Here is a 26,064-nt window from a genome sequence, read left to right on the forward strand (position 1 = left end):
TTAGTTCGTTCCGTTGAAGGCTGTGCCTTTGAGGGTCTATCTCCGTAAACGAAAGTCTCGGGCGTCGTGAAAGGGCTTTATAGTCTATGCCGTTGTAGGTATAGATGAGGACAGACGGCCGCCTCGGCGTGTTACGGTTGGAGAACGCGCGGGTGCTGGCACACCCGCGGCCGGTCCTCAATAGGGATGAAGGACCATGTCAACCTACGCAACCGACCGCAAAAACGGTATCGACGTCGAATCGATCGAGCGCCGCGACGTGCGTGCGCTCACCGAATGCATGACGGTGATGGAACACGCCCCCGAGGTGGCGGGCGCCGACGGACTTTTCCTCGTCGTCACCCAGAGCGGCAAGACGTACACGGTCGATGTGCTCGACGAGCCCCGCTGTACGTGCCCGGACGCCCAGTACAACCTGCCGACCACCGATGGTCGGCGGACGTGTAAGCACGCGAGTAGGGTCACCTACGAGACGGGAATGCGGCCGATCCCGGCGTGGGTGAACCGCGACGCGCTCGAGAGCCAGCTGCTCGAGGCCACCCACGTCGACGGCGAGCCCGTGTTCGCTGCTGGTCGCGTGGCTGGCGACGGCAACGACGTCGAGACCGACAGTGACGAGCGTGGCACGACACGGCGGGCGATCGCCGATGGCGGCTGCGACCGTCCGGCCGACTGTTGTTGTGTCGGCGAGCTCCCGTGCTTCATGTGCTGGCGGGCTGGCTTCCGAACGCCGGCTGACGAGAGCGCGAGGGAAGCCGATGAGTAGTGCATCAGCCACAAGTAAGCCAACGTGTGCCGACTGCGGGCGGCTGGTCGATTCAGGGGTACTCGAGATCGTCTCGACGGGGTTCGGCCCCGGAAACAAGTACACCCTCGATTTCTGTTCGATCGTGTGTCGGGCGCGCTGGCGGGGTGACGATGTCGTCCTCGCGACGACCCGGCAAGCGAAGCTTTCGGCGTTCGGCTCGTCGTAGTCTCAAACCGGCCATCGGCTCTGTTGAACTCCATTCACAATCGATTTGCCATCATAGTGTTCAAGATCGGTGAATGACATAAACAGATCTTCACCAAAACGGAAATAGCATGAGAATTTGACAAAGATATTTGGTTGTTCGTGGTGTTGAGTGGGAATACGGCAGGACGTGCCTCTGACCACTACTATCCTGCCGTTTTCGCTGGACTGTCGCAAAGACTGATAACAGCCTCACCCAACACGAATAGTAACTCTGTAGTTCAAGCTAAATGCATGTGAAAAGAAGCATTCCAGTAAAAGCACCCAAAATATTTGGGAAGAATCGGTATCTCGTTAATATCCATTGGTGGACACAGTGACTGTGAGTGCCTGTGCAAATCGACGAGATGGTCGTGCGTTTGATATTTTGCTGGTGGAACCAGATTCCGAGAGTGTCTCGCGATTCACTGAGTCACTCGAGGCAGCAGCGAATGCGAACACTGTAACGATTGTCCCCACCAGCGCTGACGCGCTCGATTTCGTCAATCAACGCGGCGACTATACCGAGGCGCCACGGCCTGATCTCGTTCTGCTCGATCTCCACCTTCCCGACGCCAGTGGAACAGAAGTGCTCGCCGAAATCAAAAATCACCCCCAAATCCGACAGGTTCCGATCCTCGTACTGACGTCGTCGGATGCGCCGGAAGACATCAATCAGTCGTATGAGCTCCACGCGAACGCCTATCTGCAAAAACCGGCGTCGCCAGACGAGTCCGATCAGCTTGTTCAGGCGATCGAGGATTTCTGGCTCAATTACGCTCGCCTCCCGCCGAAGGAACAATAAGTGCCCCCTCCGGTAAGCAAGCATAATTAGAGAGGCACACCTTACCCAAAAAGAACCCAAGAGTAGTCTGGGAGATTGAAGATATACTCACTCTTCGTGTGTAGTGTTCATTCAATTTCTCGTGAATGCGTGATGGTTTTATCAGCCAATGGCCTGATAGTGGGAACGAAGAGATGACTCGAGAACAATATCGAGTGGGTTTGTTGTGTGAATGGTGTGGGAGAATGATGACTGGACGAACTGCAAGGGACGGCAAACCACAGTTATACAACCGATCTACGTGTTCATGTGGAAGTAAAGACTTCTCACCCCTAAACGAAACAGACTGATCAGTACCGCCCGTGTAGTGAGCGTTCGAGCTTAGACTGAGAGCGTGTTGCCGTTAACACGAAGCCATTCCCGCCGGTCCTTATAGTTGGGGAAAGGGTCCCGACCGTATTCCAGAACGCGTCTGAGTGGTCGTCATGAACGCTGTGCGCCATCTCGTGGACGATCACGTAATCTTGGATGCGAACGGGCGCGAGGATCAGTCGCCAGTTCAACCGGATCGTGCCGTCGAGATACTCACCCGAGCTCCCCTCGAGCTCGCCAACCACGATCGGGACCGATGAGAGGCCGAGTTTCGCCTCGTAACGCATGCTCCGCTCGGGGAGATTGGCCTCGGCTCGTTGAGGTATCAATCGACGATGGCTTGGCACTTGCGGCGGATGCTGACGTGATCGCTCGGCGCGTCGAACCGATGAGTGCGGAGGGTGAACTCGTTGCCGTCGAACGAGAGGCGCAACTCGAGGAGGTCGGCCTCAACATCGGAGATCGAACACAACAACCCCGTTTTCTCGAAAGTTCCGCGTCATCGAGCGATACACGTCGCCAAGCTCGTCCCATTCAGGAGGTCGTGGACACCCCTACCTAAGCGATCAATAACGCTACCCAGTAAAATCAGTGAGACGAGTACTCTCCCTCGCCTCAACCACACCTTCCAACTCAATGACCTCCTTCTCCTCTGCTCGATCAACCAACACCTCAGTCTGTTCGCCAGCTCCTTCACGGCGATTCTCCACAAGAGCGGTCACTGCCTGCTTCACCTCATCGAATCGATCCTCCGCGTCGATGACGTTGAGTACCGCCTTGTCCAACTCGTTCCGCGCTTCCTTAACAGCATCAGATTCGTCCGGGTCCTCTGCTTCGTCCTCCGCCTGCATCAACGCCTCGAACGCCTCAACAATACGCTCCGCCTCCCCATCACTAACCTTGCGCGGATCAACAATCGACATCTGTTCGGCCTCGTAGCGCGCCATCCGAGATCGAGTCATACTCTGACCGCTCGCCTCCCTACCCTCCAATTCTCGAGTCATCCACGCCAACTTTGAGTTCAAAATTCCTGTTAGGAGCTTGTCGCTAACATCGTCGTCAGGCTTGATGCAATGGAATTGGTAGTCGACGAACGCATTGGCTTCATTCCAGACGGCCCGGTGCTGCGTCCACAGGAACTCCGCCATCGCTACTGGCGGCCTGTACTGCTTGATGTCCTCGATATCGAACCACACCTCTCGCCGCTTGCACCGATCGTGGTGCTGATGGCCTTCTTCCTCGCCTTTCTCGACATACTCCAGTAGGGTGTCGTGGCCGTTGTCCTCTAACCATCCCTTCACGTGTTCCAACGCGGTATCGCCGAACTCGGGGCCGTCGTCAAGCGCCTCCTCAACCAAGTCGCGCACGTTTAGCACACCCCACTCCTTTGCAGCCTCATCGTCGAACCGTATCTTGGTGATCTGCCCGCTCGCTTTGATCGCCGGAGACGCGTATTCGTCAAGGCCGAGCTCTTTCCACTCCCCCATTCGGTGATAGAAGTAGGTGTTCCCACCCACCTTCTTTCCAAGATGGAGGTCAGCAACGTCCTGCAATTCGCAGATCCCTTCTCCGTGTAGCAGTTCGAAGTAGGCGGGTGGCGCGTTGTAGTACAGACTCCACTTCGCGTTCTCACGGAGGGCTACTTGAGAGGTCGCGAGCAATCGGTACTCGTCAGAGATGATGAGTTTGTCACTATCGAACTCCTGTTCGACCTCCTCGGCGAGGTCGTCCAAGTCCATTCGCTCTTTGACTTTGATGAACTTCACTCGGTTGTCGTCTCGTTCCCATTCATCTTCGCATTTTTCGACGATGACGACGGTGGCACCGATGAGAGCATCGTCAAACGTCTGCGACGTGAACTTGATGACGGCGTTGATCTTGTAATGATCTAAGAGGAATTGTTGCAGGTCTTCGCCGTACTGGCTGCTCAACCACCGGTCGCTGGTGATGAATCCGAGTTTCCCGCCGTCTTTTAGGAACTCGGTGGCGTGTGTGATGAAGTAGCTGTAGATGTCCGAGAATCCGGATAGGTAGTCGGCGTCAAGACCGGAGAGGTGGCTTCGAACGTTCTCCTTGTCGCCGATGTTCTGATATCGGATGTACGGAGGGTTGCCGACGACGGCGTCCATCCCACCAATCGCGTTTTCAACATCACCGCTCTCCCACTCGCTTCCACCCGCACCGGCTTTGACGCGCCCAAACCGGAGGGTGTTGGGGTTGATATTGAAGAAGTCGCTAACTTCGACATTCACTGTTTCAGTATGTGAGGTCAGGTCTTGGATGGAGAGGTTGATCGCCGACAGATGGGCCGGGAACCGATTGATGTCGACACCATGAATCTGACTTAAAATCTGTTCGTGCCCGCCTTTCTGCTCCGGCAACAACTCCTTCTTCCGATTATAAGCGCTCACGAGGAATCCACCGCTTCCGCACGCAGGATCCATCACTTCGTCGCTCCCGTCGTCGATGCAAAGACGCGTGATGAGGTCGCAGATCGCAGGAGGTGTGTAGTACTCACCCATCTCGTGCCGACGGTCGGCTGGGATCACACCCTCGTAGATGCGGCCGATGACGTCCGAATCGAATTGGCTGAGGTTCTGGTCGTCCAGTTCAATCACGAAATCGCGCACACGACTGGCGACCGAGTCGAGTGGAATTTCGCTGTAAATCTCGTCGTGGTCGAAGATCGCCTCGAAGTCGACCTCCGTAACAACATGGTCGAAGTACTCCTCGAGATCCTCTTTGACGCGGAAGGGACTGACAGCCATTGATTCAATCTCATCCCTGTACGTCAGCGAGTCCTCCAAGATTTTATAGAATAGAATCTTGTTGATCAGCAAGTAGGCAGCTTGATCGGCGAACTCCGCTCGAACTTTCGCCTGATCGTCCTCATCAGCATCCTCATAATCAATCCCCTGCGTATCAGTCCAATACTCGAATCGAGCGCGGAAATCCTCATCCTCGTCGAGATGCTGCTTCAACTCTGACTCCAACTTCGGGGAAATCTTCTCGTGAAGTGATTTCATCCGCTCAACGAACGCGTCGTCATCCGCGTCCCACTGCGCATTTCCAGCGCGAATCCGACCGATTTCATCGAGGAACGTGTCGGCGAACTTCTCGAGACTGCCGATTTCGTACGACTTGGTCGATCGCTGCAGGAGTGGCACGCCTTCTTCGTATGCGTCGTAGATAACCAACCGCGACCCATTGAACGTCGCGAAGTAGGGCGCGCCGATGTCGCCCGCGTACCGGAACGCCTGCCTAATGACCTTCGGGGCGTACGGGTCGATGTCATTTCGAGGCCTGCTACTCCCATCTGGGGCCTTTGCTTCGATAACCATCGCGGGACTGCCGTTCGATTCGAACAGGACGATGTCGGCGAATCCGTCGATGTCTTCCCCGTATTCTGGGCGGATGTCACCGAATGTGAGGCCGTTCCGGTGGGGGTCATCCGAGACGGCATTCGCCAGATGCCGGTAAAATTCAAAGTGGATGTCCGCTTCGCTCATATTCCTCATCTGCTCAGGCCACGGTTTAAGTTGTTTCGCACATATCCCAATGCCTACAGATGGAAGATGTGCCACAACCCGCTTCGAAACCCTACTCGCCCGACGACCGTGTTCGTGTGTACGTGGGCGAGGACGATGCTGACAGTCGGTTCCATGGCAGCAAGTGCGTGGTTGTAGACTGTTTCGAGGACGATCTGAACGAGGAAACCGGACGGACGCTCGACCGATACTCGTACCGCATTAGGCCCGTCGACGGCGAGAATCCATTACCGGTTGGGTTCCGGCACTTCGACCTCGTGCCCGTCGACAGGAGCGAGTAGACCCCTCTATTTCGCCTCGAATTGATGGACGGCCTCCGTTGGATCCAGCCTGTGCTGGTCGGCGAGTTCCATGGCCATCTGCCACGCCCGATCGGCGTTCCGGGGTTCAGCTGCTTCGAACTGGTACGAATAGCGCACGAGTGCGATGATCGTGATCAGATCGTCCTGAGCGTGTTGTGATGGGATCATACCCGGATTGGCCGCTGCTTCTGGTTTAAACCTTCACCCCCACCTACGAGATCAATTATGGTTCAAACCAGTTTAGACCCCCATAGAGTCCGGAATTAACTAAGACGATGCTTCATCGAACATCTTACTGGGGCGTTGCCCCGTGGTTCAGGGGAGTCGTCCCTCTTTTGTGGACTCGAGATCCTACACGCGCAGAACCATCGCCCCTGTCGACCCAGATCTATTCAAGCGAGTGTGAAGCCCGAGCCGCAGCGAACAACGCAGCAACGGGATCCCGTGCGAACGAGCCGAGCACATCATCTATCACTAGTCGACACCAATATGCTAGCCCCCAGCACGTGTGCTATCACCTGACGTGGACTTACGAGACGCACGCCTCTGCTCGACCGTTCACGGAATCCTCATCAATCACATGTGACTGAGAAGATCAGTTCGGAGCCAGAGAACCCGAGTGGGACGAGGAACAATAGGTGTAACGTTCAGGCGATTACTTCCGTAATCGGGGCAAGAAGATCGTCCTGCCGAAGGAGATTGCGCTGAACGTCATCCTTCCCCGTCCACGAGCGAGGCCCAGTACCGTCCTTGCTCTCCAACAATCCAACATCCTCCAGCTGGATGAGGTACCGCGGGAGCTTGAATCGCTTCTGCTTCCGATTATTCCCCGAATAGTTCCACTTCATCACGTCGTCGAACTCGTGCTCCCCCATCCGAGGCATTTCAGACTGCCCCAGCGCGCTGTAGTAGTAGTGCCCGGAGAGAAGAAGGTGCGGGCCGAGAATCTCACGGATCGTACCGATGTGTTCCGCCCCCTTCTTGAAGAAGTGCGCCATCGCCGCGTTCAGATGCTCGGGCGGCGAGTGCGGCTGCGCCAGTATCTCAATGAGGATGTTATCGGCCTCGACTTGATCGTTCTCCCACCGGACGAGGTCGACATCAGCGAGGATGTCGACGTAGTCACGGTACTTTTGCTCATCAACCGAACTCATCTCGGCCAGTTCTTGCGCGGTGATCGGTCCTTCAATGATTAGGTGGGAGAGTACGTCGAGGATCGGCGTGTACCTGTGTTCCGGGAACGGCAATTGCGAGAATTTCTTCGCCGACGATCGGACGAGCGCCTTCTGAACAGTGTCCTCAACCTTCTTCTTTTGCCTTCGAATCTCGGACTCGATCTCGTGCAGGTGAGATCGCGACACCTCTCCCGATGCAGCGTCTACTGCGATCTCGCCGATTGGCTCCGCTTTCATAAACTTGACATCGACCGGTTTGTCGCGTTCTTGATCGAAGATGACGCGCGGGAGGCGGATTTCTAGCGGATAAATGTACTCAGACTCCGTGACATTAACTTCACCCAACCGCGGCAAGTTGCCGATCTCGAAGGCCAACGTCTCTTCGGCCTTCCTACGGGCTTCTATTTCGCTGATCAGTCGTCCGGTGTCCGTGTTCATTCTGAGTCCTCCGTGAGCGTTTCTTGTAGTACTGCTTGTTCGTGTAGATCAACTGTGATCAGGCGGTTAAGCGTTGTGTCCCAAGCGTCCGCCACTAGATCCTTCGGATAGACATCGTACATTCGCCCCCATGGGTCGTTCAAGACAACGCGTCGGTCGTCCATCCCGGTTACGACCACGGCGTGCAGTGGGCCCGGTTCTTCGTAACCTTGTAATCGCATCGAGTCGACGACCGCGATGGTGGGGAGGGTGTCTTCCAGTGCGTTTTCCACGACGCTGTAGAGGGAGTCCATCGGTGGGGCGCCCCGCCACGTTTTCAACTTCCAATTCACCGGTTCCGTTTCCTCTGACAGGGCGCCGAGGTCGTCTTGGTTCGGCGCCCATCCGCTTTGACGGATTCGGATGTGATTTTTCATTTCGTCGGGGCGCAGGACAGGTGTCGCGTCTTGCACGGGGTCGGAGGGGTAAACAGTTGAGATGTATTGGAGGGTCATCCACATCGCGTATAGTAGGCACTCTGGCTCTCGATCGGGCTGCGTGTGCCCGGGAACGCGTAGTGCGTCTATTCCGTCCACCCTTGTCCACGGGGATGGTGTGCTTTCAGCGCGTGAAATGGGAGACACCTCGGCAGCGGTACACGTCTGGCGTAGACGTTAGAGTGCTGATACAAAGGTCTTTCTCTGTGGTGATCGCCTCGCTCTCAATGATGTTCGACCTCCGAGCTCGTGGCTTCGGTTCAACATGCGCGGGCGCGTGCTGATCAATCAGTACCGCCGCGACTCCAACTGGCGTGTTGCCCGTGATTTATGTTCCTGCGCGTGGGTGTAACTCTCGAGGAATTCGCACGACAGCCTCGACCCCCGTGCCAGATCGTCATGAACTCTCGAGCGGAAATCGACCGATCGTTTATACGGCCTCGCCGCTTTCGGTCAACTTCCAATCGACTAAATTGAGAATGGGCGCTACAGGATTTGAACCCGTGACAACTTGGTCCGAAGCCAAGCACTCTGTCCAGACTGAGCTAAGCGCCCTCACCACCTGCTTTTCGTCCACCCGGTATAAGTCACTCGATTCAGGTCGTCTGAGTCACGTGGTCTCACTCTCGAGGCCGCCGCTGGCCCCTGTTCCCAGGTGGTGATAATCACCAGCATAGATACCAGTAACGGTAACCAACTCGTAAGTAAGCATGACTGTCTCCGAAACCCCGGTCAAGTCACCTACCGACCGATCAACCGACGTACTCGAGTTGCTCACCGACGAGGAAGGCACCTGGACGATGGTCCCCATGGGTGCAACCGGTGACGAGCGGATGACTCAGTGGATTTCCGTCGATAGCGCCGTGCTGTGTGAACTCGAGGAGATGCGCTGATCACATCGGAGGCGTATACCAAACTTGGGTCCTCCAGGTCCACTCTGCATTTTCGTTGCGACGGTGGAGTCTTCAGGCGTTCTCGAGGGAATTCGTCCTCGAGCGGATTAGGCCGAGCCCGAACCCGAACTCGAGCGTCCTCAAGCAACCCCGATCAACCTCGAGCACCCACAGCCGGACGTATCGGTCCGTTTATACGGAATCGATGAGCACTCCAGCACATGGCGACGGGAGAGACGATCCGCGGGCTACTCGAACTGACGCGGCCGATGAACGTCGTCGCGGCCTCGGTGCTGACGTTCATCGGCGGGTTCGTCGCCGGCGGAGTCGGTGAGGCGCCGCTGCACCTGGGCGCGGCGGTCGGGGCGACGGCGTTCGCCGTCGGTGCGGGGAACGCGATCAACGACTACTTCGACCGGGAGATCGACCGGATCAACCAGCCACAGCGCCCGATTCCTCGAGAGGCGGTGTCTCCACGAGGGGCGCTGGCGTTCAGCCTGGTCGCGTTCCTCGCTGCCGTCGCGTTCGCCGTCACGTTACCGCCGATTGCGATCGCCATCGCGGTGATCAACCTCCTCGCGCTGATCACGTACACGGAGTACTTCAAGGGGCTGCCCGGAATCGGGAACGCGCTTGTGGCCTACCTCGTCGGAAGTACGTTCCTGTTCGGTGCGGCCGCCGTCGGCGACGTCCAGGCGGCGGTCGTCTTGTTCCTGCTCGCTGGCGTATCGACGCTGACGCGGGAGATCATCAAGGACGTCGAGGACGTCGACGGCGACCGCGAAGAGGGACTCAACACGTTGCCGATCGCGATTGGCGAACGATTGGCCCTCCACATCGCGACGGTCCTGCTCGTCGTCGCAGTGGTGGCGAGCCCGTTTCCGTACCTAGACGGCTATTTCGGCGTCGCGTACCTGCTCGTCGTCGTCCCCGCGGATCTCGTCATGCTGTACGCGGCCGTCGAGAGTTACCGGAACCCGACGGCGGGGCAATCACACCTCAAGTATGGCATGTTTCTCGCGGCGCTGGCGTTCATCGTCGGTCGCGCCGCGTTGCTCCTTACGTAGTCCTTCGTCACGCCGCCTCGAGACCGGGTAGCCGACCGTGCAGCGTTGCCGATCTTATTCGCCATCCAATATTCTCGTTTCCGACGCGAAACACACGTAGACAACTGTATAATCAAAAGTACTATATCCCGCTTACTGCATCTACATACCATACGTCAGTGCAGTCACCGGGGAGTGCCGTCGACCGTGACCGTGGCTGCCGACAACGGGGTATCTGGTATGTACGATCTCGCAGACGTCCGCCCGGAGGAGTCGATTGCCCCGGGGACGAACGTGCTGATTGCTGGGCCGCCGCTCACAGGGAAGCGCAATCTCGCGCTCGACGTGCTCGCGAGCGGCGCCGACGGGGGAGAGGGGACGATAATCGTCACGACGAAAGACAGCGCCGGGAAGGTTCTCACCGAGTTTACGACGCGGACGATGAACGACGATCCAGACGTGGGGGTCGTCGACTGCGTGACCAAACAGCGAGGGATCGGCACGGCCGACGACGACCCGCGGATCAAGTACGCGTCCTCGCCGGTCGACATGACCGGAATCGGGATCAAACTCTCTGAGTACCTTCAGGACTTCTACGAGGTACGTGGATTGACCGAAAACCGCATCCTCCTGCACTCGATTTCGACGCTGCTCATGTACTCGGACCTCCAGACCGTGTTTCGATTTCTCCACGTCTTTACCGGCCGAATCCAGAGCGCTGACGCCCTGGGCGTCTACGTTATCGACTCGACGGCCCACGACGACCAGACGATGAACACGCTCAAACAGCTCTTCGACGGCGTCGTCGAGATCGACGAGGGAGGCGACGGCGAGCAGACGATCCGAACGGCTGGATTATCCTGAGTTCGACGGTGCGTCTCGAGTGGAGCCAGTTTTCCGGCTAGTTTCATCGTTCGGCTGCTGATTGGTCGAGAGTCCTTCGACTCGAGTCACCAGTCCCCGTCCAATACCCATCGAGCCCCGTCGAGCCCCCGTCACGACCCTCTCCAGTACCCGTCCGCCAGAAAATAGATACGTTGACCCGCTTCCAGCACGAAGCTCGCATCATGCCAGTAACCGACGATGCCACGCTGCAGGAGATTCTCGAGCGAGAGACGATCGCCGTCGTCGGCTGCTCGGGTACGCCGGGGAAGGCAGCACACGACGTTCCGACGTATCTACACCAGCACGGTTACGACGTGATCCCAGTGAACCCGTACGCCGACGAACTCCTCGGTCGCGAGGCGGTCGACGAACTCGCCGACGTCGACGAGGAGATCGACGTCGTCTGCGTGTTTCGGCCCAACGAGGAGGTGTCGAGCATCGTCGACGCGGCCCTCGAGCGGGCGGACGCCGACGTCATCTGGACGCAACTGGGAATCGGCGACGAGGCCGCCACCAAGCGAGCCGAGGACGCGGGTCGGACGGTCGTCCAGGATCGGTGTATGAAGGTCGAGCACCGGCGGTTGATGGCGTAGTTTTGGGCAGTAGTAGAGACTAGCGAACGAATCCGCTTTCCGTCACCCTTCCCACTCCTCGAACGAGCGATAGATCCCCTTCGAGAGGTAGCGCTCGCTCGAGTCGGGGAACACCGTGACGACCGACTCGTGAGGGGCGTCGATCTCGCCGCTGGCGATTCCCTCGGCGACGTGTCGTGCGGCGACGCTGGCCGCGCCGGCGCTCGAGGCGACGAGGTGGCCCTCCTCGGCGGCGAGACGCGCGAGTTCGTCGTGGGCCGCCCGGTCGCCGACCGCGAAGACGTCGTCGACGAGGTCGGGGTCGAACAGTTCGTTCGTCTCGACGTTGTGCGTGCCGATCCCCTCGATCTTGTACTCGCCTTCTTCGCGATCTTCACCCAAGAATTCGCCGTAGAGGGAGCCTTCTGGTTCGACGGCGGCGACGTAGGTTTCGGGGTCCTGTTCACGAGCGTAGCGAGCGAGACCCATGAGCGTCCCGGCCGTCCCACAGCCGGCGACGACGGCGCCGACGGATCCGTCGAGGGCCTCGTAGATTTCGGGGGCGGTCGTCTCGTAGTGTGCTTCGGTGTTGAGCGGGTTGGAGAACTGCTGGGGGACGACGGCGTCGTCGAGTTCTTCGGCCAGCTGATGGGCCCGTTCGATCGCCCCGTCCATCCCGTCCGAACTCGGCGTGTTGATGATCTCGGCACCGAGCGCCGCCATCAGCTGCTGTTTCTCGACGCTGAAGCGCTCGGGGACGACGAAAATCGCGTCGAGTCCCAGCTGGCCGGCGGCGACGGCGATGCCGATGCCGGTGTTGCCGGCGGTCGGTTCGATGATCGTCCCACCGGGTGCGACGTCGCCACGCTCGAGCATCCGTTCGAGCATGTAGCGGCCGATACGGTCCTTGACGCTCCCCCCCGGATTGAACGTCTCGAGTTTCGCGTAGATCGGGATGTCGGTCGGTCCCTCGTGGATCCGCACGAGCGGCGTCTCACCGATCGTCTCGAGCACCGAATCCAACGGTCGCTCGTAGGTCGTCATCGTGCTGGCAAATGTTACCCCTGTTGTTAGGTCTTCTCATCAGCACTGGCGCGGGCGTCAGTTCGGAGCGCGAGCCGCCAGAAAAAGCCGTGCTGGGCCGAAAACCCTGTCTCCAGTGGTGGCCGATACCAACGCCGGATCGAATACCGACGCCGGATCGAAGCCGGTCGTTACTCGCTCGGCTGGGCCGGCACGTCGGTGTCTGCGTCTTCATCCGCGTTCCCTTCCGTCTGAGTCGATTCCTCGGCGTCCGTTCCCTCCGGGTCGTCGATCGCCGCATCGGCGAGGATCTGCTCGCCGTCGATCCCGTGCTCGTCGGCGATCGCGAGGAGGAGCGCCCGCTGTTCGGTGACGTTGTGGTCGAGCTTCGTCACCGTGTTGTGGGTGTCGTCGACTTCCTCCTCGAGGTGGATGATTCGCTGCTGGAGTTCCTGCACCTGGCGATACATGGCTTCCGCGCGATCCGAGAGGCTCTGGATCTTCTTGGCCGTACTGCCGAGTCCCATACCAGCCGATGCGAGCGCCAGCGGGTTGAGTGTTGTCTTCCATCTCGTCGCGCGTATCCGCTCGCCCTCGCCTCCAGGTTCGCGTGAGGGCTCGACAATCGCCGCAATTAAACGATCCGCCTTCGATCCCTCGAGCATGTACCCACACCAGCGACCACCCACGCTCGGGGTCGTCGCGGCGCTCGCGTACGTGCTCGCCGCACTCGCGCCGTACGTCCTCCTCGAGGTCGACACGAGCGTCCTCGAGGTGTACTACGCCGCCGGGATCGCTGGCCCGAACCTGCTCTCGTTGTTCGCGCTCGTCGCAGTCGTCCTCTTCGCGGCGGGGAGACAGGCCAGGACCGAACCGGACCTGGTCGCCGGCGTGACGCTCGTCCTGGGACTGGTCCTGTTGGCCGTGACGGCCCTCTGGGCCGTTTCGGTCCCTGAAAGCGTCGCCTTCGAGGCCGGCGCCGACTGGTTCGTGTACCATCGCTGGCTCACGACCGCGATTTCGGCCGTGATTCCCGCTGCTGCCGTCTGGTACGCCTGGACGCTCGATCTCGTCTGATTCTGTTCGGCCCGTTCTCGCTTCTCCCGAACACGATTCAGCAGGCTGAAAACTACCGCCGCCGTCACAGTCCGTCTGTTCTACCAATATTTCGACAGGAAAGCTTATGACGCGCTACTCAGGTTATCGGGTATGGCACGTGACACTCCGGCAGCAGACGACGCGCAAACACCACAACACCACTCCACCCTCCCGAACCTCGTGACCATCGTCGGTCGCGGGGTCCCCTCGAGTTTCGAAATCACGGTCGACGGCGACATCGAGATGGTCGACGACGAACCCACCGAGTCGGCCACCGTCGTCTCCGGAAGCGGCGCCGAAGGTGCGGTCGACACCGGTGTCAGGCGGTTCCGATTCTCCGGGGAGATGGCGAACGTACGCGTCGTCGACTGGAACGGAAACACCGCCCCCGAATCGACGAGCGTCCCGACGGTTCACGTCGATTACGGCGTCACGAACTGATCCTCTCGGTTCTTCGCTCTATCGTGCGACCAGCGACAGCAACGCCGACGGTAACGGTGATGGCGACGACAACCGCGATATCTGGCGTGACACATCCAGTCACCGACCACCGATAACAACCTCGAGCGGACACGCAGTCACGACCGTAACGACTACGTCTCGAGAATTCGTCGCGGTCGGTAACCCGTGTCCGACGCCGACTCGAGCGACATCGACCCGTCGCCCACCATCGACGACGAACTCCTCGCTCGCGCCCGGATCCACGCGCGAGACGTCGACATCGACGTCGACTGGGACCGCCTCGAGTGGGACGTCTCGGCGCGAGCGAAGCGTCGGGCGGGGGCCTGCCGCTGGCAGGCCGACCGCGAGGTGGCGACCATCGTGCTCTCGCGGCGGGCCTACGAGGCCTACGACTGGGAGACCTTCGCCGCGGTCGTTCGTCACGAACTGGTCCACGCCTGGGAGTACCAGCGCTTCGGCGAGTCGGGCCACGGCGAGCGATTTCGCCGCGTTGCCGCCGAACTCGAGGCCCCGCGTCACTGTCCCTCGTTCGCGGAACCGCGGTACGTCCTGCGCTGTCTGAACGATGACTGCGACTGGCGGGCGCGTCGCCACCGTGCGTCGACCCCGGTGACGACGCCTGAACGATACCGCTGTGGAAACTGCGGGAGCGATTACGCCGTCGAACACGCCGAGAGCGGTCGGCGCTGGACGACCGCGAGCGAGTACGGCGGCGCGAAGGCCGCCCTTGGCGACGACTGGTAGCGAGAGGGAACGCGATCTCGAGGGTTCGAGACGTCTGTTCGCTAGGAACGCCCGGAATTCAGTGCCTTTTCTCGGTGCTCGAGGTTCGTCGATTGGTGCCTGCTGCTCGTTGTCCGATGCCTGGTACTCGATTCTCGGTACTCGACAACCGACCCCGAATACCCTGCACTCGTCGGATCGGGAGGGAATCCCGTACAGTTATCTCCCTGCCGTGGGCGGTCGTCGTATGGACGTCGTCAAGCGCGTACACATCGTGCCCCTCGGCTACGAGTTCGACCGCGTCCTCGAGCCGATTTGCGACCAGCGGGCCGACCTCGTCTACCTCCTCGAGCACCCGACGGACGATCCGGATCGGGTCGTCCCCGACTACCGTGAGGACCTCGTGACGGATCTCGAGTCAGCCGCGGCCACGGTTCGTCGCCGCGAGTGCGATCTGACGGACGTCTACGCCGTCCTCGGGGAGGTGACGACCCTGGCCGACGAGCACGCGACCGATTCCGTCTACGTGAACGTCTCCGGCGGCGGCACCATCGCGGCCATCGGCGCGACCATGGCCTGCATGGACGTCTCGACCGACGCGACCGCCTACTACGTCGAACCCGAGGGGTACGCACACGATCCGACGATGGCACCGATCTCGAACGGGGCCGCGGACGTCTACGGCCTCCCGACCTATCCGATCGAGTCGCCCACCCGCGACCAGATCGCGATCATGGGCTTTCTCGCCGACCCCGCGGCCTGGGACGGCTATCACGAGGACCGGACGACGCCACCGAAGAAGAAAGACTGCATCGAGTTCGCCCGGGACGTCGGCCTCTCGTTCATGGCCGATCGCGCCCCACCGGAGTCCCACCCCGGCGGCGAGGACAAGGGTGCCTTTCGCGTCCTCGACACGCACGTTCTGGATCCGCTCGAGACCGACGGCTACGTCGAGATCGAGTCGGTGGGTCGGCGTCGCGTGATCACGCTCACCGAACAGGGCGAAAACGCGTACCGGGCGTTCAGGCACAAACTCGAGTACGCCGAGAACTATCCTGGGGAGTGACGGCGTCTCCTGTCTTCCCCGTTTGCCCGTCGAGTGACGGCGGTTCCGGTTGTACTCGTCCACCCGCCGAGTGATGGCGGCGACTCGTGTCCTATTCGTCCACCGTCGAGCGACGGCAACAACTCCTATTCTACTCTTCCGCCTGCCGAGTCACCGCACCCGCGCGGATCCAGGGAGCGGTGATGGCAACGTACCCTGCTGCTCCGCCGACGAGGAGCACGTAGAACGCCCACCTGGGCCAGGCCGTCTCGAGGAACAGGAGCGTCAGGAAGACCGTCCAGAGGGTGAGGATAGCGAGGTCCGCGAGGAGTCGGATCCAGCCGAGGACGAGCGTCCGATACGATCGCGAGCCGTCGGTCGAGTCGTGTCGTCGTGATGTGGTGGTCATTGGTATTAGGTGCTCTCGTGAGCAGGTGTTGACGTTGACGTGCGTTCAGAAGTGAAACCCGTGCTGTTCGGTCAGCTGATAGGCCGCGATACCCCAGACGTAACTCTGACCGGGCCACCAGGTTCGGGCGTTGTTGAAGCCCGCGATGAGGACGCTCTCGTCGTCGCTGACCGGGTCGGCGTGAAAGCTCACCGACCCGCTGTCGCCGTCGGCCATGTCCGTCTCGTCGCCCCATCGTAGCTGGCCGCGACGACACACCGAGCCGGTGAGACAGGAGACGGCGTCGATGCCCTGGATCTCGCCGCTCGTCTGGCCGGTGAGCGCGCCGACTTTCTCGAGGGGCTCGTCCCGGGCGACCAGGTCGGCCAGGCCGTACCGGGTGAACTGTCCCTGAATGTCGTACTGGCGGTCTCCGTCGATCGTGCTGCTCGGCCGGTACGGACCCGTCGGTTCGATGGTTACGACGTCCGCAACCGGATAGCTCTCGGTGACCGTTCCGAGTTCTGTCCGTTGGCCGTTCTCGAATGGGAGGGAGACGGTCGCCCCGCGCGCGTCCTCAACGCTGTCGAACGCGTGGTGGGCGGTCGAGAAGTAGCGGGAGTTGGTCCCGGGCTCGTACAGCGCCGGTCCGAGTGTGGCGATACTCGTATCGGTCTCACAGGAGATGCCGGCCGGAACGAGCGTCGACGCCGGGTCACGCGCTCGACGAGGTTCGCGCTGGACGTCGTCCTCGAGGCCGTCCAGATTTCGAATGGTATCGACGTTGATCGACACGCCGTCGACCGCCCGATCGACCACATCGCGAACGGCGTCGGCTTCGACGGATACTTCGACGGTGATCGTCGCGCCACCGTCGTCGTACGTTCCCGGGACGACGGCGCTCCCGAGGTAGCCGGTGATCGTCGACTCCGCGAGGAGTTCGTTGAGTTCGAACGCTTTGGAGACGCTGGCGTACCACGACGCCGGCACCGATCGCGTGCGGGTGTCGACGGACCACGGGTCGTCGGGGTCCGTCCGAACGAGGGCCGTGACGACGGGAACCTCGCCGTCTTCTGCGGCGAGGAAGTCGTCGACGCCGAGGACGCGAGCCAGGCCGAGGCTGTACCCCGCCGCGACGAGGGTCCTGATGAACTCGCGTCGATCCATGCCGCGAGCGACCCGCTCGCGGAGAGACGCCAGTCGCTGTTCGGTCGACCCGTCGGTATCAGAACTCATCGTGGCTCGAGAGACGAGCGTAGATGGCCCTCCTACGGGGAAAGCTAATTCTCCCGTACATCGACAGGTCGAGTGCACAGATCGAACAATCCACACTTACCCACTAAACTGGTGTACTTGCGTGAGTCCGGGGTACACGTCGAGCGTGCACTATTGTGGCGGAGGTTACGGGGGCTGGCGCTCGGAACCGCCACTCGTTCGCACTCGTCTCGCACTCATCTCAGCGTCCTTCGCCGATCTCCGAGTCGTTCGGTTCCCCTACTCGCCGACGCGCCGAGAGACTGTCTCGAGGGGTGCGACACGGTACGTCAGGAGACTGCTCCGAGGGATGTAATACGGTATCACGAACCCCGCGACCGGACGAAAGGGAAAACGGTTTTTCCCCCCTCCTCGCAGAATTTGCCATGAACGTTCGTATCGGACCGGGTGCGTCCGACGAGGAGGCGTCGGCGATCGGGACGGCGCTGGCCGAGTACGTCGGGAACGAAGTCGAAGTATACGTCGGCGACGGGGAGGAACCGGCCGTCGTCGTCTCGCCGCCGGATTCGATCTCGAGTTCGAGCCACGGCGACGGCGCCACAGGCGCCGCAGCCACCAATCAGGCTGCTGCCACGGCGTCCGCCACGGAGGACGACCTCGGCCCGACCGAACGCGAGGAGAAACTCCTCGAGGAAATCGAGGAGATCCTCGAGGGGGGCCACGAGAAGTACAAGGAACAGTTGCCCGAGGAGGGGAAACTGTTCGTCCGCGACCGGATCGACCTCTGGTTCGACGGCGAGAACAGCAAGTTCCTCTTCGAGGACGGCAAATTTGCGGAGTTCGACGCGGACGACCGCCTCCCGGCGGACGCCCTGATTACGGGCGCGGCCACCTTCGAGGGCCGGGACCTGCACTTCATGGCCAACGACTACACCGTCAAACGCGGATCGATGGCCGCCAAAGGCGTTGAGAAGTTCCTGCGGATGCAACAGCGCGCCCTGAAGACCGGCCAGCCGGTGCTCTACCTGATGGACTCCTCCGGGGGGCGAATCGACCAGCAGACCGGCTTCTTCGCTAACCGCGAGGGGATCGGCAAGTACTACTACAACCACTCGATGCTCTCGGGGCGCGTGCCACAGATCTGCGTCCTCTACGGTCCCTGCATCGCCGGGGCAGCCTACACGCCCGTCTTCGCCGACTTCACCATCATGGTCGAGGGGATGTCCGCGATGGCCATCGCCTCGCCGCGGATGGTCGAGATGGTCACCGGCGAGAAGATCAGTATGCAAGAGCTCGGCGGCGCTCGCGTCCACGCGACCGAGTCCGGGTCGGCCGACCTGGTCGCCACGGACGAGGAACACGCCCGCGACCTCGTCGCCCAGCTCGTCACCTACCTGCCCGACAACGCCGACGAGAACCCGCCTCGAAGCGAGCCTCGAGCCCCCGAAAAGTCCCCGGACGGCATCGACTCCATCGTACCCCAGCACCCCAACCGGGGTTACGACATGGTCGACGTCATCGAGCGGGTCGTCGACGCGGGCAGTTACTTCGAGCTGAAACCCGACTACGGCAAGGAAATCATCACCGCCTACGCCCGGATCGACGGCCGTCCCGTCGGCATCGTCGCCAACCAGCCGGCCCACCGCGCGGGGGCCATCTTCCCCGACGCCGCCGAGAAGGCCGCCGAGTTCATCTGGAAGTCCGACGCGTTCAACGTTCCACTGTTGTACCTGTGTGACACGCCCGGCTTCATGGCCGGTTCGCAGGTCGAGAAGGACGCCATCCTCGAGAAGGGCAAGAAGTTCATCTACGCCACGTCATCGGCGACGGTCCCCAAACAGACGGTCATCGTCCGGAAGGCCTACGGCGCGGGCATCTACGCGATGGGTGGCCCGGCCTACGATCCCGAGAGCATCATCGGCCTCCCGTCGGGCGAGATTGCCATCATGGGCCCCGAGGCGGCGATCAACGCCGTCTACGCCCGAAAACTGGCCGAGATCGACGATGTGGACGAGCGCGCCGAGGAGGAAGCCCGCCTCCGCGAGGAGTACCGCGAGGACATCGACATCCACCGCATGGCCAGCGAGGTCGTCGTCGACGAGATCGTTCCTCCGAGTTCGCTCCGGGAGGAACTGGCCAACCGCTTCGCATTCTACGAGGGGCTCGAGAAGGACCTGCCGAGCAAGAAACACGGGACGATTCTGTGAGCCGATAGGCGCATTCTGTGAGCCGACAGGCGATCACTCGACGCGTATTTCGACGCACTCGTGAGCGAGTGTGAGCGATGCCAATCGCCCGCGAGTGCGGCCGACTACGATCTCCTGCGAGTGTAGCCGACGCCGACCGCCTTACGGCCTGTAGCGTCCGCTTACTCGCCAGTAACTCGAGCGTACACTGTCCTCGAGACTCCATAACAATAGCCGGCTCCGCGGTAGCGGGAGACGCTCTCGCTGGTTCGCGCCGGTTCGATTCCGGCAGGGAGCGTATGTCAACGGACGGCCTCCGCGCCCGGGTCCAGCAGTCTCGTCGCCTTCGACTCGAGACGGCCCGGATGGACGGCCTCGAGACCATCCTTTGGCTGGTGGTCGCCGTCTCGCTCGTCGGCGACGTCGTCACGACGTTCGTCGGCCTTCAGCTCGGCCTCGCGGAGTCCAACCCCGTCGCCCGCGGGGTGATCGACAACTGGGGGCTCCTCGGGATGCTCGCGCTCAAGGCGGGCGCCGTCGCCGTCGCGCTCGTCTGCCGAACCGTCCTCGAACGAACCTACCGGCCGATCATCCCAGCGGCGCTCGCGTTGCCGTGGGTGACGGCCGTGGTGCTCAACGTCTACCTGATCTCATCGGTTCTCTGAGTCGGTGGCGTGAGAGCAATGGGTTGAGGACGCGGTGGTCCGCTCACCGACTCGCCTCGAGGGATACCGCCGATCGCCTCTTCCCCGGGTCGTAACTCGCTCGCGTGATCGTGTATCGGATCGCGTCGGCCGGTTCGTCGACGGCCATCGTCCACCAGTTCCGGAGCCGACAGTCCCGGCTCCCGCCGAGGCGCTCGACGTACCGGTCGCAGGCTCGGAGCGAGCGCTCGTTGTCCGCCTGGACGAGCACCGAGACGACCTCGAGGTCGAGGCGGTCGAACGCGAGGGTCACGAGTGCGTCGGCCCGCTCGCCTGAGTAGCCCTGGCCCCAGAAGCGCTCGCGGAGCCAGATCCCCAGGTCGCCGGTTCGCTTCGCCCAGTCGACGCCGAGGCCGCAGGTGCCGGCGATTTCGTCGGCCTCGCCCTGGCTGTCCAGCGGTCGAATCACGTAGTCCGCCGATCGCGATTCGTTCCAGGCGTCCTCGCGGTTCTCGAGGAACTCGAGGGTCTCGTTCGGCGTCTCGTGTGGGTCCCAGGGCGTGTGCCTCGTCACGTCGTCGATGGCCGGGTCCGAGTCACAGATCCGGTAATACGCGAGCGGGTCGACCGTCTCGCTCGAGAGTCGCTCCAGGCGGAGGCGGTCGGTTTCGATGGTGTCGGGAAAGAGGTGGCTCATCGACCCCGGTCAGTGCCCTCGTCCGCTCGTTCTTCTCGTACCCCCGCGTCGAGTTGCCCTCGAGACTCGTCCGAAAACGAGACGCCCACGTCCAGCCGATCCTCGCACTCGCGGTACTCCTCCCGGGAGACGCTGTAGCGATACAGGTCGATCGGCTCGCCGTCCTGGACGCGCCAGTTGCGGAGGAGGCCGTCGCGGCCGCCGCCGTGGGCCTCGGTGTAGCGCTCGATCGCGCGGTTCGACTTCTCGTTGTCGACCAGCGCCGTGACGGCCACCAACTCGAGGTTCAGGCGCTCGAACGCGAGTTCCATAAACGCGGCTGCGCGCTCCCCGGAGTACCCGCGCCCCCAGAAGCGCTTGCGGAACCAGACCCCGAGGGTCATGGTTCGCTTCTCCCAGTCGACCGAAAAGCCGGCGTCGCCGGCGAACGCGCCAGCGCTGTCCTCGCCGTCGCGGAGGTACACGGCGTAGGAGCCGCCGTTCGAGTCGTCCCACTGCTCGCTGACGTACTCGAGGAACTCGAGGGTCTCTTTTGGGGTCCGGTGGGGATCCCAGGTGACGTACCTCGTCACCTCCTCGATCCCCGGGTCCGACGAACAGATCTCGTAGAGGTCGAACAGCTGGTCGGCGTCGATCTCGTCGACGTGGAGCGCCTCGAGACGGAGCCGGTCGGTTTCGATCACCTCGGGAAAGAGCACGGTCATATCGACCGAGACGAACGCGGGGTAAAAAGTACTATCCAGGGTGTGTTAACCAGCCACAATAGATATTGTTGCGCGAGTTCGTCGTCATCGCTCACGAGAGTGTGACGACAGCAGCCTCGGGGGCACAGGAGAAAGCGGATGTGGCGAAAGGAGTGGGCGAGGCGGTGAGTTGGCCTCGTTTCCCGGGAACGAGGCGCGACGGGCCGAGACGACGCGCAATGCCGGTCGTGACGTGAAAAGCGTCTTGTAACCGGCATCAGTAGGTGGTAGGCGAGCGGATAAAAACCCAGTGGTCTCGGCAGCGTAGACTACAGTCGCCGATCCCGCAGGGCCGGAAACCGCGACCGGACCTCCGAAACCGTCCCCGCGTCGACATCGGCCATCACCAGGGCGGGGTCGTCCCCGCTCGAGGCCAGTACCGTCCCCCAGGGGTCGTAGACGGTCGACCGTCCGAGCAGGGAGGCCTCCTCGAACGACCCCGACCCGTTGATCGTCGCCACGTAACACTGGTTCTCGATCGCTCGCGCTCGAGACAGCGTCTGCCAGTGCTCGAGGCGCGGGTACGGCCACGCGCTCGGGACCAGGATCAACTCGACGCCCTGGTCGACCAGCCGTCGGTACAGTTCCGGAAACCGCAGGTCGTAACACGTACTGACGCCGACGGTGAGCCCGCAGACCGTCGCCGTCTCGATGGCCTCCCCGGGGACGAGGAGTTCGGTTTCGGCGGATTCGTACCCGAACAGGTGGTGTTTCCGGTAGACCAGCTCGAGGTTGCCCGACGCGGAGAGCAGCGCGGTAGTGTTCGCGTATCCCTCGTCGGCGGGCGTCTCCACCGAGTCGGTCGCCGCGAGGTCCTCGACGAAGCTGCCCGTGAGGACGGCGACGTCGTTCTCGATGGCGGCGTCGCGAAGTCGGCCCAGGGTCTCTCCCTCGAGCGGTTCCGCGCTGCGCGCGTACAGATCGAACTCGAAGTACCCTACCGTGAAGAGTTCGGGCAGGGCGACGAGGTCGGCACCGCGAGCGGCCGCTCGTTCGATCGCGTCGACCGCCCGGTCGCGGTTACCCTCGAGGTCGCCGGCCTCGACCGCCAGTTGGGCGAGTGCTAGGGAGATGCCCTCGTTCTCGTTCACGTCTTCGCGCCCGGCCGCTCCGTGCTCGTCTGTCGTCGCCTCCGCCGCCGCGTCGGTATTTTCGGTCATGGTGGTGTGTGAGTCCGTCGTGCGTGTCTCGTCTACCGTACTCGTGACCCGCCCGTCGGCGTCCCGGTCACTCGACCTCGCACTCGAGTTCGCGCTGCAGGTTCTCGAGTTCACCGTCGAGGTTACGCTTGAAGAAGCGTTCGACGCCCGGCAGGTGTCCGTCGACGACGAAGGTATTGTCGACGCGGCTTCCTCCGTCTGTCTCGGTGATCTCGTGTTCGCCCGTGACGTCGAGCAGCTTCGACCGGCCGATGAACTTGACGTACTCCGGCGGGCGCCTGATGACGTCTTCGGTGTCGACGCTGACCGTTCGCGTCACCAGCGGAAGCGGGATCTCGACGTGCCAGGTCGCCCGTCGGCCGTCGGGGTCGTCCGTCGTGAAGTCTTTGACGACGCTAATCGCTCGAGCGCGCTTCTCCGGATCGGCGATGAACGCCCAGACGCGCTCGGGTGGTGCCTGTAACTCGAACGACCGATCGATCCGGACAGTCATACTCCTTTGTCGGTGGGTAAATGGTAAAAAGACGGTGAATTGAGCGAACTGCCGTTCACGCACGCCTCGATAGGTCGGCTGCCGGGCGACACACTCCCCGAGTGGTTCGGCCGTGCAGCCGTGGGCCGTGTGGCCGTTCGATCCGAGACCGAGCGGTTAGCTCATCGTGACCTTCCAGGTCGTCGAGCGCGCGCGGCCCCACTTCTCGATGTCGATGTCCTCGGTCTTCTCGGCGAGGTGGGGGAGGCGGACGCCGACCTGTTTCGAAGAGAGGCCGATCGCTTTGGCGATATTTTTCGCACGGAAGTACTGCTCGCCACGGGCGGCGCTCTCACGGAGGTACGAGATTATCCGCTGCTCTTCGTCGGAGTAGTCCGTCATCGTCCGTACGTAAGATAGGTCGTCTGTAGCCTTAACTCTTGAGAGGGGTTTCAGCCGATGGCGGTCGAAGAGAACCGCCCGTCCGTCGTCTGTCTCGAGCAGCGTGCAGTCAGTGCCAGTAGAAGTGCATGCCGACGATCGCCAGCGCGCTGAACGTGACCGCGGCGGCGAAGCCCCAGGCCGCCGAAATCTCCGGAGCCGTCGTGAGCATCACGAGTGCGCTGATGATCGCAACGGCGCCGAACACCAGCCCCACTCCGACCCCTTTGTCGGTCGTCTGCGTGTGGTCTGCCATGCTGGCGCGTTGTGTGGGGGCCTCCTTAATTGCATTCATTCGCGTTAGTGACCCCATCATTCGCGGCAACGACCCCATTCGTTCGCATCACGACTCCCGTCTTTCAGCCGAGCCAGCACGCCCCTTCGCAGGCGCCTCGAGCGACGGCGGAGCCGCCGATATCTATTCCAGACAATCCCGCACGTTTAAGTCTCGAGGTTCGAACGGGTATCACGAACGCATGGTACGCCAGACGATCCGATCACTCTTCTTCGGGAGCGCCTTTCGAATCGCGGGAACCCTCGTGCTCGCCGTCGCCGTCACCATCGGCGGCGCGTTCGGTGCGGGGGTGCTCGGCGTCCCCACGCTCGAGTCGATGGACAACGAGTTCGGCGACGTCGACGACGAACGAACCGAGATCCTGACCGACCTGACGATTCACAATCCGAACCCGATCGGTCTGGGTTCCGCCGATGTCGACGCGAGCTACGACGTCTCGATGAACGGCGTCGAGATGGCCAACGGGAGCGGCAAGAACATCACCGTCGAGCCGGGCACGTCGACTGAATCACTCCAGACTGAGATGCGAAACGAGCGCATTCCCGGCTGGTGGGTGACACACATCGAAAACGACGAGCAGACCCAGGTCGAGATCGATGCGACCATCTCGAGCGGCCTCCTCAATCGATCGACCGAGGTAACGAACGAGCAGACCGTCGAGACGGACCTTCTCTCGGCCTTTAACTCCGAGGAGACTCGACCGATCAACGCCGACCGGGCGCTCGTCGAGGATCCAATCCTCTACGTCAACGCCACGCGAGGCGAGTGGGCCGGCGTCGACCAGCAACACACGGAACTCAGGCTCGAGTTCGACGTCTACAACCCCAAGAGTTACGCGATCCCGGCGAGCCAGCTCGGCTACGAGATTACGATGAACGGCGTGACCGTCGGCCTCGGCGAGAGCGACCGTGAGTACGTCCTCCCACCCGGCGAGGAGACGACGATCGTGACGACGACGCGCATCGAGAACGAGAACCTCGACGACTGGTGGGTCACCCACATCGAGAACGACCAGGTCTCGGATCTCCGGATTGAATTCGATGCGACCTTCGAACTGGCCTCCGGCACGACGATCACGATTCGCCTCGAGTCGATGACCTACGAGGAAACGATGGAGACTGACATCTGGGGGAACGACGAGGCTAGTGAGACGGGCTCAAACTCGAGTTCGGCCGACAACTCGAATTCGACCTCGAACTCGAGCGACGGAGAGACGAACGCGACCGACGAGACGGAGTCGGACGTCGAGGGTGCCGAGACCAACGACGAGACGGATGACGGTGCCGAAGAAGATATCGACGGCGGAACTGGCGAGGATGCGGATAGCACTGGTGACGGCGGAAGCGACGGGACCGACGATGGCGACACGAACAGTACGGACGACGAGGAAGACGACGACTCCCTGCTCGGCTCCTGACCAGCGACAGGATTTTGTCACCGGCGCCTGTATCCCTTCTCATGCAACGGAGTCAAACCGCTCCTGATCGCGTTCTTCTCGCACAGCCTCGCTACTGACGACGACCAGGACGAGACCCGCGAGTCCGCCGACGACTCGATCGTCGTTCGCCCCGACGACGGCGGAATCACCCTCCAACTCGAGGAAACGACTCGTACACTCACTCGCGAGGAGGCCCTGGCGGTCCAGTCGGCGATCGGCGACGCGCTGACCGATCGCCGCGAGTACGTCCACACCGCCGGCACCCGGCGCGAGGACGGCTCGTACGTGGTCTCCCGGCGTAGTGCCGACTCGACGGGGAACCAGCAGGTGTTCGACTCGTTCGAGGCGCTCGAGTCCCTGTACGCCGACCTTCCGAACCAGTTCGACGCCGACGTGGTCGGACGCCAGGGGACGAGAATTACGGGCTCGAGGCGTCACATGCTGGTACGCCACTTCGTCGAGCATCCGGCGTTCGACTGCCGACTCGTGAGTCGGCGGCCGCTCGAGGTGGTAAAACGGTGAAACGGTAGCCGCCGATCGAGTGTTTACGAG

General features: G+C 61.7%; 33 protein-coding genes and 1 tRNA gene. 16 read left to right on the forward strand and 18 right to left on the reverse strand.

Annotated elements, in window-relative coordinates; genetic code table 11:
* The first annotated feature begins 196 nt into the window (after nt 1-196).
* The 3 genes from NGM29_RS16020 to NGM29_RS16030 all read left to right on the forward strand — a co-directional run bounded on the left by NGM29_RS16020 (nt 197) and on the right by NGM29_RS16030 (nt 1,796).
* On the forward strand, nt 197-766 hold the full coding sequence (locus NGM29_RS16020) for an SWIM zinc finger family protein (RefSeq protein WP_254157560.1): 570 nt from the start codon (nt 197-199) through the stop codon (nt 764-766).
* On the forward strand, nt 759-974 hold the full coding sequence (locus tag NGM29_RS16025; protein WP_254157562.1) for a DUF7576 family protein: 216 nt from the start codon (nt 759-761) through the stop codon (nt 972-974). The genes NGM29_RS16020 and NGM29_RS16025 overlap by 8 nt, the downstream gene beginning before the upstream one ends.
* Nucleotides 975-1,328: 354 nt before the next feature.
* On the forward strand, nt 1,329-1,796 hold the full coding sequence (locus tag NGM29_RS16030) for a response regulator (RefSeq protein WP_254157564.1): 468 nt from the start codon (nt 1,329-1,331) through the stop codon (nt 1,794-1,796).
* A 329-nt stretch (nt 1,797-2,125) separates the two neighbouring features.
* Here NGM29_RS16030 and NGM29_RS16035 read toward each other — a convergent pair whose 3' ends face one another.
* From NGM29_RS16035 to NGM29_RS16045, 3 genes are all read right to left on the reverse strand, one after another.
* Nucleotides 2,126-2,434: a M48 metallopeptidase family protein gene (locus NGM29_RS16035; protein ID WP_254157566.1), complete on the reverse strand. Its 309-nt coding sequence runs from the start codon at nt 2,432-2,434 to the stop codon at nt 2,126-2,128.
* Between the two features lie 38 nt (nt 2,435-2,472).
* Nucleotides 2,473-2,619 carry a hypothetical protein gene (locus tag NGM29_RS16040; protein WP_254157568.1) on the reverse strand — a complete coding sequence of 49 codons (147 nt, stop codon included), beginning with the start codon at nt 2,617-2,619 and terminating at the stop codon, nt 2,473-2,475.
* 103 nt (nt 2,620-2,722) lie between these two features.
* Nucleotides 2,723-5,656, reverse strand: a complete 2,934-nt coding sequence (locus NGM29_RS16045) for an N-6 DNA methylase (protein WP_254157570.1) — start codon at nt 5,654-5,656, stop codon at nt 2,723-2,725.
* Between the two features lie 59 nt (nt 5,657-5,715).
* On the opposite strand from NGM29_RS16045, the gene NGM29_RS16050 reads away from it, so the two are divergent.
* On the forward strand, nt 5,716-5,976 hold the full coding sequence (locus NGM29_RS16050; protein ID WP_484549574.1) for a DUF8139 family protein: 261 nt from the start codon (nt 5,716-5,718) through the stop codon (nt 5,974-5,976).
* Nucleotides 5,977-5,982: 6 nt separating this feature from the next.
* On the opposite strand, the gene NGM29_RS16055 is transcribed toward NGM29_RS16050, so the two are convergent.
* The 4 genes from NGM29_RS16055 to NGM29_RS16070 form a co-directional block, all read right to left on the reverse strand.
* Entirely contained in the window at nt 5,983-6,165 is a 183-nt protein-coding gene (locus NGM29_RS16055) for a hypothetical protein (RefSeq protein WP_254157574.1), read from the reverse strand.
* 479 nt (nt 6,166-6,644) lie between these two features.
* Nucleotides 6,645-7,610: a hypothetical protein gene (locus NGM29_RS16060; RefSeq protein WP_254157576.1), complete on the reverse strand. Its 966-nt coding sequence runs from the start codon at nt 7,608-7,610 to the stop codon at nt 6,645-6,647.
* Nucleotides 7,607-7,903, reverse strand: coding sequence for a cysteine peptidase family C39 domain-containing protein (locus tag NGM29_RS16065; RefSeq protein ID WP_254157578.1), 297 nt, complete (start codon nt 7,901-7,903; stop codon nt 7,607-7,609). The genes NGM29_RS16060 and NGM29_RS16065 overlap by 4 nt, the downstream gene beginning before the upstream one ends.
* Before the next feature lie 663 nt (nt 7,904-8,566).
* Nucleotides 8,567-8,641, reverse strand: a tRNA-Arg gene (locus NGM29_RS16070).
* 155 nt (nt 8,642-8,796) lie between these two features.
* Between NGM29_RS16070 and NGM29_RS16075 the strand changes: the two genes are divergently transcribed.
* From NGM29_RS16075 to NGM29_RS16090, 4 genes are all read left to right on the forward strand, one after another.
* Nucleotides 8,797-8,979 (forward strand): DUF7511 domain-containing protein, encoded by a 183-nt coding sequence (locus NGM29_RS16075; RefSeq protein ID WP_254157579.1) that lies wholly within the window; start codon nt 8,797-8,799, stop codon nt 8,977-8,979.
* Nucleotides 8,980-9,200: 221 nt separating this feature from the next.
* Complete coding sequence (locus NGM29_RS16080) at nt 9,201-10,046, forward strand: geranylgeranylglycerol-phosphate geranylgeranyltransferase (protein ID WP_254157581.1); 846 nt, start codon at nt 9,201-9,203, stop codon at nt 10,044-10,046.
* Nucleotides 10,047-10,265: 219 nt separating this feature from the next.
* Nucleotides 10,266-10,889 (forward strand): RAD55 family ATPase, encoded by a 624-nt coding sequence (locus NGM29_RS16085; RefSeq protein WP_254157583.1) that lies wholly within the window; start codon nt 10,266-10,268, stop codon nt 10,887-10,889.
* 203 nt (nt 10,890-11,092) lie between these two features.
* Nucleotides 11,093-11,503: a CoA-binding protein gene (locus NGM29_RS16090; RefSeq protein WP_254157585.1), complete on the forward strand. Its 411-nt coding sequence runs from the start codon at nt 11,093-11,095 to the stop codon at nt 11,501-11,503.
* Between the two features lie 42 nt (nt 11,504-11,545).
* On the opposite strand, the gene NGM29_RS16095 is transcribed toward NGM29_RS16090, so the two are convergent.
* Both NGM29_RS16095 and NGM29_RS16100 read right to left on the reverse strand, forming a co-directional pair.
* On the reverse strand, nt 11,546-12,526 hold the full coding sequence (locus NGM29_RS16095; protein WP_254157587.1) for a PLP-dependent cysteine synthase family protein: 981 nt from the start codon (nt 12,524-12,526) through the stop codon (nt 11,546-11,548).
* Nucleotides 12,527-12,696: 170 nt separating this feature from the next.
* A complete protein-coding gene (locus NGM29_RS16100) occupies nt 12,697-13,032 on the reverse strand; it encodes a DUF5798 family protein (protein WP_254157589.1) in 336 nt (111 codons plus the stop codon).
* A gap of 136 nt (nt 13,033-13,168) precedes the next feature.
* On the opposite strand from NGM29_RS16100, the gene NGM29_RS16105 reads away from it, so the two are divergent.
* The 4 genes from NGM29_RS16105 (at nt 13,169) to NGM29_RS16120 (ending at nt 15,854) form a co-directional block, all read left to right on the forward strand.
* The gene (locus tag NGM29_RS16105) at nt 13,169-13,582 is read left to right on the forward strand and encodes a DUF7548 family protein (protein WP_254157591.1); all 414 of its coding nucleotides are present in this window, start codon (nt 13,169-13,171) and stop codon (nt 13,580-13,582) included.
* 132 nt (nt 13,583-13,714) lie between these two features.
* Entirely contained in the window at nt 13,715-14,044 is a 330-nt protein-coding gene (locus tag NGM29_RS16110) for a hypothetical protein (protein ID WP_254157593.1), read from the forward strand.
* 186 nt (nt 14,045-14,230) lie between these two features.
* Nucleotides 14,231-14,809: a SprT family zinc-dependent metalloprotease gene (locus NGM29_RS16115; protein WP_254157595.1), complete on the forward strand. Its 579-nt coding sequence runs from the start codon at nt 14,231-14,233 to the stop codon at nt 14,807-14,809.
* Between the two features lie 226 nt (nt 14,810-15,035).
* Nucleotides 15,036-15,854 carry an HFX_2341 family transcriptional regulator domain-containing protein gene (locus NGM29_RS16120; protein ID WP_254157597.1) on the forward strand — a complete coding sequence of 273 codons (819 nt, stop codon included), beginning with the start codon at nt 15,036-15,038 and terminating at the stop codon, nt 15,852-15,854.
* A 130-nt stretch (nt 15,855-15,984) separates the two neighbouring features.
* Here the strand turns inward: NGM29_RS16120 and NGM29_RS16125 are convergent, their stop codons facing one another.
* Nucleotides 15,985-16,242 carry a DUF8119 family protein gene (locus tag NGM29_RS16125; RefSeq protein WP_254157599.1) on the reverse strand — a complete coding sequence of 86 codons (258 nt, stop codon included), beginning with the start codon at nt 16,240-16,242 and terminating at the stop codon, nt 15,985-15,987.
* Nucleotides 16,243-16,287: 45 nt separating this feature from the next.
* Entirely contained in the window at nt 16,288-17,457 is a 1,170-nt protein-coding gene (locus tag NGM29_RS16130) for a hypothetical protein (protein ID WP_254157601.1), read from the reverse strand.
* A gap of 404 nt (nt 17,458-17,861) precedes the next feature.
* Here NGM29_RS16130 and NGM29_RS16135 point away from each other — a divergent pair, with 404 nt between their 5' ends.
* Both NGM29_RS16135 and NGM29_RS16140 read left to right on the forward strand, forming a co-directional pair.
* A complete protein-coding gene (locus NGM29_RS16135; RefSeq protein WP_254157602.1) occupies nt 17,862-19,643 on the forward strand; it encodes an acyl-CoA carboxylase subunit beta in 1,782 nt (593 codons plus the stop codon).
* Between the two features lie 344 nt (nt 19,644-19,987).
* Nucleotides 19,988-20,287 carry a DUF5658 family protein gene (locus NGM29_RS16140; RefSeq protein ID WP_254160605.1) on the forward strand — a complete coding sequence of 100 codons (300 nt, stop codon included), beginning with the start codon at nt 19,988-19,990 and terminating at the stop codon, nt 20,285-20,287.
* Nucleotides 20,288-20,330: 43 nt separating this feature from the next.
* On the opposite strand, the gene NGM29_RS16145 is transcribed toward NGM29_RS16140, so the two are convergent.
* From NGM29_RS16145 to NGM29_RS16170, 6 genes are all read right to left on the reverse strand, one after another.
* Nucleotides 20,331-20,963: a GNAT family N-acetyltransferase gene (locus tag NGM29_RS16145; RefSeq protein WP_254157604.1), complete on the reverse strand. Its 633-nt coding sequence runs from the start codon at nt 20,961-20,963 to the stop codon at nt 20,331-20,333.
* A complete protein-coding gene (locus NGM29_RS16150; protein WP_311136832.1) occupies nt 20,960-21,667 on the reverse strand; it encodes a GNAT family N-acetyltransferase in 708 nt (235 codons plus the stop codon). The genes NGM29_RS16145 and NGM29_RS16150 overlap by 4 nt, the downstream gene beginning before the upstream one ends.
* A gap of 308 nt (nt 21,668-21,975) precedes the next feature.
* On the reverse strand, nt 21,976-22,866 hold the full coding sequence (locus NGM29_RS16155) for a carbon-nitrogen family hydrolase (RefSeq protein WP_254157606.1): 891 nt from the start codon (nt 22,864-22,866) through the stop codon (nt 21,976-21,978).
* Nucleotides 22,867-22,933: 67 nt separating this feature from the next.
* Nucleotides 22,934-23,359 carry an SRPBCC family protein gene (locus NGM29_RS16160; RefSeq protein WP_254157608.1) on the reverse strand — a complete coding sequence of 142 codons (426 nt, stop codon included), beginning with the start codon at nt 23,357-23,359 and terminating at the stop codon, nt 22,934-22,936.
* 156 nt (nt 23,360-23,515) lie between these two features.
* A complete protein-coding gene (locus NGM29_RS16165; protein ID WP_253437200.1) occupies nt 23,516-23,740 on the reverse strand; it encodes a DUF7123 family protein in 225 nt (74 codons plus the stop codon).
* A 109-nt stretch (nt 23,741-23,849) separates the two neighbouring features.
* The gene (locus NGM29_RS16170; RefSeq protein WP_254157610.1) at nt 23,850-24,035 is read right to left on the reverse strand and encodes a DUF7525 family protein; all 186 of its coding nucleotides are present in this window, start codon (nt 24,033-24,035) and stop codon (nt 23,850-23,852) included.
* A 220-nt stretch (nt 24,036-24,255) separates the two neighbouring features.
* Between NGM29_RS16170 and NGM29_RS16175 the strand changes: the two genes are divergently transcribed.
* Nucleotides 24,256-25,491 carry an LEA/WHy family protein gene (locus NGM29_RS16175; RefSeq protein WP_254157613.1) on the forward strand — a complete coding sequence of 412 codons (1,236 nt, stop codon included), beginning with the start codon at nt 24,256-24,258 and terminating at the stop codon, nt 25,489-25,491.
* A gap of 39 nt (nt 25,492-25,530) precedes the next feature.
* On the opposite strand, the gene NGM29_RS16180 is transcribed toward NGM29_RS16175, so the two are convergent.
* The gene (locus tag NGM29_RS16180; RefSeq protein ID WP_254157615.1) at nt 25,531-25,764 is read right to left on the reverse strand and encodes a hypothetical protein; all 234 of its coding nucleotides are present in this window, start codon (nt 25,762-25,764) and stop codon (nt 25,531-25,533) included.
* On the opposite strand from NGM29_RS16180, the gene NGM29_RS16185 reads away from it, so the two are divergent.
* Complete coding sequence (locus NGM29_RS16185) at nt 25,738-26,034, forward strand: DUF7528 family protein (protein ID WP_425499267.1); 297 nt, start codon at nt 25,738-25,740, stop codon at nt 26,032-26,034. The two genes, NGM29_RS16180 and NGM29_RS16185, sit on opposite strands and share 27 nt — an antisense overlap.
* Nucleotides 26,035-26,064: the final 30 nt, after the last annotated feature.

The sequence above is a fragment of the Natronosalvus rutilus genome, from assembly GCF_024204665.1.
Taxonomy (GTDB): Archaea; Halobacteriota; Halobacteria; order Halobacteriales; family Natrialbaceae; genus Natronosalvus; species Natronosalvus rutilus.